This window comes from Thermus hydrothermalis (assembly GCF_022760925.1).
GTDB lineage: Bacteria > Deinococcota > Deinococci > Deinococcales > Thermaceae > Thermus > Thermus hydrothermalis.
Window position 1 is genome coordinate 1 of record NZ_JAKTNT010000031.1, and the last position, 5770, is coordinate 5770.

General features: G+C 67.4%; 5 protein-coding genes. All 5 read right to left on the bottom strand.

What is annotated here, in order from left to right:
• Positions 1–63: 63 nt before the first annotated feature.
• Positions 64–1110 (bottom strand): 3-dehydroquinate synthase, encoded by a 1047-nt coding sequence (locus tag L0C60_RS12640; protein ID WP_234506661.1) that lies wholly within the window; start codon positions 1108–1110, stop codon positions 64–66.
• Positions 1088–1642 carry a shikimate kinase gene (locus L0C60_RS12645; protein WP_234506658.1) on the bottom strand — a complete coding sequence of 185 codons (555 nt, stop codon included), beginning with the start codon at positions 1640–1642 and terminating at the stop codon, positions 1088–1090. Before L0C60_RS12645 ends, L0C60_RS12640 begins: the two co-directional genes overlap by 23 nt.
• An 18-nt stretch (positions 1643–1660) precedes the next feature.
• On the bottom strand, positions 1661–2812 hold the full coding sequence (gene aroC / locus L0C60_RS12650; RefSeq protein ID WP_243092915.1) for a chorismate synthase: 1152 nt from the start codon (positions 2810–2812) through the stop codon (positions 1661–1663).
• A 56-nt stretch (positions 2813–2868) separates the two neighbouring features.
• Positions 2869–5127: a secretin N-terminal domain-containing protein gene (locus L0C60_RS12655; protein ID WP_243092916.1), complete on the bottom strand. Its 2259-nt coding sequence runs from the start codon at positions 5125–5127 to the stop codon at positions 2869–2871.
• Between the two features lie 11 nt (positions 5128–5138).
• Positions 5139–5770: competence protein (locus L0C60_RS12660; protein WP_243092917.1), on the bottom strand; the 632-nt coding region annotated here is incomplete at its 5' end.

The window sequence follows — 5770 nt, forward strand, 5'->3', positions numbered from 1 at the left end:
CATAACATCAGTCTCCTGACCCAGAAGATGGCTGGGTAGCAACTTGGGTTATTTTTACGTCTACTAGCCCTGGGCGAACCCTTCTCGGGTTATGAGCTTCTGCCACTCCGCGTACGCCGCCTGTAGGAGGGTTTCGGGGAGGGGCCTTATCTCAAGCCTCCCTACGTCCAAGGGTACTACCCAGTGAAGGCTTTCGGAGAGCTTTTTCTTGTCGCGCAGGAGGTAAGGCACAAGAGTAGCAAAGGGCATCAAGGGGACGGGGGGTGGGTCAAGCCACCGGAGGAGCCCAACCAAGAGCGGCGTGAGGTCCTTTCCCCCCAAAGCCCTGCCCAACAGGGCGGCGAAGAGGAGGCCGTAGGCCACCGCCGCCCCGTGGGGCAGGGCGTGGCGGGTGTGGGCCTCGAGGGCGTGCCCCAGGGTGTGGCCCAGGTTCAAAAGCCTCCTTTCCCCCTTCTCCAAGGGGTCTTTCTCCGTGATGGCCACCTTCACCGCCACCGCGCGGGCCAGGTAGGCCTCGAGGCGGGGGTTTTCCGGGGTGAGGTCCTCCACCCGGAGGAGCGCCTCGTCCCCTGCGATGATCCCGTGCTTGAAGGCCTCCACCAGCCCCTCCTTGAAGGTGGAGGAGGGTAGGGTCCGGAGCGCCTTCAGCTCGGCGTAGACCCCTTGGGGGAAGTGGAAGGCTCCCACCAGGTTCTTGCCCTCGGGGAGGTTGAGGCCCGTCTTCCCCCCCACGCTGGCGTCCACCACCGCCAAGGTGGTGGTGGGGAAGGCCAGGTAGCGTATCCCCCTCAGGTACGTGGCGGCCACGAACCCCCCGAGGTCCGTGAGGGTGCCCCCGCCCACCACCAGGAGGGTGGTGTTCCGGGGAAGCCCCCTTTCCGCCAGGAAGGAGAGGGCCTGGCCATAAACGGCCAGGCTCTTCGCCCCTTCTCCCCCCTCCAGGCCCAGGCGGTGCTCCACCCTAAGCGCCTCCGCCACCTCCAGGGCGAAGGCCTCCACCTGGCGGTCGTAGAGGAGGGCCCGGGGGCCTTCCACCCTCACCTCGGCCAAGACGCCCTCCCCGATGAGGATGGGGTAGGTCACGGGACTACGGACGCTTAACCTTTGCATACGCCCAAAGCTTCTCCACGATCTCCTCCACCACCTCTTCCACCTTGCGGTGGTCGGTGGACACGTGCACGTGGGCTTCCCGGTAGATGGGGGCGCGGGCCTGGAGGAGGGTGCGGATGCGCTCCAAGGGGTTTTCCACCTGGAGGAGGGGCCTTTCCCCGGGCTTCCTCGTGGCCCGTTCCAGGATGGTTTCCGGGCTTGCCCAGAGGGCCACCACCGGCCCCCGGGCGAGGAGGAGGCTTCGGTTTTCCGGGTCCACGAAGGTTCCCCCGCCCAGGGAAAGGACCAGGAAGTCCTTCGCCACCAGCTCCCGCACCGCCTCCTTTTCCATGCGGCGAAAGGCTTCCTCTCCCAGGTGGCGGAAGATGTCGGGGATGGAAAGCCCCGTGCGCCTTTCAATGTAGCGGTCTAGGTCTATGAAGTGGAGGAGGAGGGCCCGGGCCAGCTCCCGCCCGATGCGGCTTTTCCCCACCCCCATGAAGCCGGTGAGGCTGATGAAGGTGGCGGGGCGGGGGACCTCGAGGCGGGCCATGGACCTATCCTACGTTCCTTAGTAGCGGAGGACCCATTCCCGGTAGCGGGCCACCCGTTCTTGGATTTCCTCCATGGTATCCCCGCCAAACTTCTCCAGGTAGGCCTGGGCCAAAACGATGGCAGAGAGGGCGCAGAGGATGACGCTGGCGGCGGGGACGGCCGTGGTGTCCGAGCGCTCGCGGGCGGCGTCCTTGGGCTCGTGGGTCACCACGTCCACCGTGGGGAGGGGGCGCATGAGGGTGGCGATGGGCTTGAGGGCGGCCCGGATGACCAGCTCTTCCCCCGTGGTCATGCCGCCCTCCAGACCCCCAGCCCGGTTGGTGGTGCGGTAGAAGCCCCGCTCTGGGCTCCAGTAGATGGCGTCGTGCACCTCCGAGCCCCGCTTCATGGCGTTCTCAAAGGCGGGGCCGATCTCCACCCCCTTGACCGCTGGGATGGAGAGGGCCATCTGGGCCAGTCGGCCGTCCAGCTTCCGGTCCCAGTGCACGTGGCTTCCAAGCCCGGGCACCAGGCCACGGAAGCGGGCCTCAATGACCCCGCCCAGGGTGTCCCCTTCCGCCTTGGCCTGGTCAATGCGGCGGATCACCTCCGCCTCCGCCTCGGGGTCGGTCATGCGCAAAGGGCTTTCCTCTATGCGGGGGACGAGCTCCCAGGCGAAGGGGACCTGGCTCCACACCCCCGCCATCCCCGGCACGTAGCCCACCCCCTCCACCCCGAGGAGGGAGAGGAGCTTCATGGCCACCGCCCCCACCGCCACCCGCATGGCGGTCTCACGGGCGCTCGCCCTCTCCAGGACGTCCCGGAGGTCCTTGTGGCCGTACTTGATGCCCCCCGCCAGGTCAGCGTGGCCGGGGCGGGCGGCGGTGAGGGCCTTTTTGCGGGGCTCGTTCCCGGGGGCCGGGTCCATGATCTCCAACCAGTTGCGGTGGTCGGCGTTCTGGATGGCCAGGGCCACCGGGGCCCCGGTGGTGCGTCCGGCCCGTACCCCGGCCCGGAAGGCTATGCGGTCCGTTTCAATGACCATCCGCCGCCCCCGGCCGTAGCCCTGTTGCCGTTTGGCGAGCCAGGGGTTGATGTCCTCCTCCGTGAGGGGAAGCCCGGCGGGAAGCCCCTCAATGATGGCCAAGAGCTCGGGGCCGTGGGACTCGCCTGCCGTGAGGAACCTCATAGGGACATTGTAAGGGGGCGGGAACTTCCCGCCCCCCTTGGGTTTGGTGGATCCCTCTAGGGGTTTTGGGCAGCTTCCCGGACCACGTTGGCGGTGATGACCACCAAAAGCTCCTTCTCGCTGGTTTCTTGGGTGCGTTGCTTGAAGAGTTCCCCGATGAGGGGGATGTCCATGAGGAGGGGGACACCTTGTTGGGTCTGGTTGGTTTCCTGGGAGGCAAGTCCTCCTAGGACCACGGTCTGCCCGTCCCGTACTCGGAGCGTGGTGGTGACCACCTGTTTGGTAAAGCGGTCCACATCCCCGTCCACGGGGTTGCGCTGGACGTTGCCGGAAACCTCGGCCTTGATGTTCAGGAGGATCTGCCCGTCGGCGGTGATCTGAGGGGTGACCTCCACGATGATGCCCACGTCAAAGGGCACCCGTTCCACCTGGTCGTTTACCACACGGCGGATGAAGAAGGTTTCGCCCGATTGTAACCTTGCGGTTTGGTTGTTGAGCACAAGCTGGTTTACATCACGAAGGGCGCGGGAAAGGCCTTGCTTCTGGAGTGCATCCAGGGTGGCTATGATGTTCAAGCTAGCGAGACTCCGTGTGCTGTCAAAAATCAAGGACAAGCCGGAGCTGAGAATGCTTGCCACCACGTTGCCGCCGGAAATGGTATTCCACTGAATGCCCAGGTTGCGGCTAAGGTTAGACTCCACTTGCTGGATGCGCACCCTCAGGTTCACCTGGGGCACCGCCTGGTCCAGCCGGGGGATGAGCCCCTCCACCAGGGCCAGGTCCTCCTGGGTCCCGGTGACGATGAGGGTGTTGGTGCGCTCGTCCGCCACCACCGTGGCGGGGCGCCGGGCGGGCTGGGCCGCCTGCTGGCCTTGGGGCTGTTGCGCCTGCAGGGCCTCCTGGAGCACCTTGGCCAGCTCGCTGGCCTTGGCGTTGGAAAGCTGGTAGGCCCGTTGGAAGAGGGGCGGGCCCTGCTCGGGGGCCCGGTCAATCTGGGCGAGGAGGGTTTCCACCTCGGCCAGTTGCTTCTCCGTGCCCCGCACGGAGAGGACGGGTTGCCCCGGCACGGTCTGGACCACGATGCCCGGCACCTCCCGGGCCAAGAAGGGGGCTACCTTCTCGGCGTCGGCGAAGCGCAAGGGGTAAAGGCGCCTTTGCGTGGCCTCCTGGCTGGGGGCGGGGGCCTGCGGGGGCACGTCCGCCGCCTTGAGGAGCTCGGCGAAGAGGACCTGGTCGGCCTCGGCGGCCTCCAGGAGGAGGGCTTTGGGGTTGCCGGGGATGCTTTCCAGGCGGGCTTCAGGGAGTTCCTTCTCCAGGAGGGGTTTCAGGCGCTCTTGGGCCTCGAGGAAGGTGAGGTTCTGGAGGGCGTAGACCCGGCGCACCTTGGCTGGAGCCTTGGGGACGTCGGCGGCCTTGAGGAGCTCGGCGAGCCGGGCGTGGTCCTCCTCCGTGGCCAGGACGAGGGCCTTTTTGGGGTCCGTGGGCACCACGCTGATCTGGGCCCCGGGCACCTGGCCTTGGAGGAAGGCGAGGAGTTCGGGGAAGGTGGCGTGGGTTAGGGCGTAGGCCCGCTCCAGGCGGGGCTTGGGCTGGGCCAGGGCGGGAAGGGGCCGGAAGTCAATCCCCGCCCGCTGGAGGATGTCGGAAAAGCGGGCGTGTTGCTCCGGGGTGGCCAGGACGGAGAGGATGGCCTTGAGGCGCCCGCCCTCCTCCACCACGATCCAGTTCACGTTGGGCCCAGCGGCCTCCCGGGAGAGGAAGGGGAGGAGGTCATTTTGCACCCAGGCCTTGGCGGACTCCACGTTGGAAACCACCTGGACCTGTCCCCCCTGGCCTTGGATGGCCTGGCGGTAAGCGGCCTCGGGAATGCCCACCACGTAGGGCCTGCGCTCCGCTGCCCCGGCGCGGCTTGGGGCGTCCACCAGGGCGGTGATTACCTGGGTGGGGGCCACCACCACCACGTCCGGGGGTAGGAAGAGGTAGTCCAGGTTGAACTGGGCCCCGTAGGTGGCGAAGAGGAGGTCCCACACCTCCCGGAAGGGCTTGCCCTGGAAGTCCAGCTTCACGTTGGGCAAGGGGGGCTGGGCCTTGGCCGGGTCCCCCGAGGCGTCGTAGGCCCGGTAGATGAGGGGCTGGAGGCCCACGCTCTTGGCCAGGGCTTCCAAGACCACGTCCAGGGGCAGGGTGGCCCCGGCCCGCACCTGGCTTTCCGAAACCTTCAGGTCCACCTTGGCGGCGAAGCGAGGCTCGTCCGGAAGGCTTCCCGCCAGGGCAAAGAGGCTTAGGCTTCCTAAGGCCCAAATCAAGGGCTTCATAAGGGTTCTTTTCACTGACCACCTCCCGCTTGCGCTTGCGAAATTGCCAGGTCTAACGTTTCCTCTTTCAAAGCCAAGGTGATGCGGTTGCCCTCAATGCGGCGCACCACCGCCTCGGTTCCGGGGATAGGGCTACCTGCGGGCAAGACCAGGTAACCGTCCTTGCTCTCCAGAATGGCCACGCTCACCGGGCCCAAAAGGGTACCGGATAGCTTGAGCCCCCTTTCCTCCACCAGGGCCTCGAGGGGGGTCTTGGACGCTTGGGCTTGCGGCGTTTCCGTAGCCCCTTGGGGGGCCTCCTCCTGGACCAGGGGCGCTTCCACGAGCGCCGCCGGGGGGGTCACGGCCACGCTCCCTTCCACCCGGGCCGGCGGGACCGTTGCCTTGGGGGCGGGCGTGAGGACCTTGGGGGCGGGGAGGGCGCCTTGGGTGCCAGGCAGGGGTCTTGGCGTGGTGGCCACCTGGGGCGTGGGCAAGGGGGTGCCCTGGCTCACGCGCACCGGGGCGCCCGTGGGTACGGGCTCTGGCCGGATGGCCGGGGTGGGCGTGGGCAAGGGGGCTTGGGGCGGGGCCTCCACCACCAGGGGCACGAAGGGGTTAGGGGGTGGGGCCTCCGGTTTGGCCTGGGGCACGGGAAGGGGGG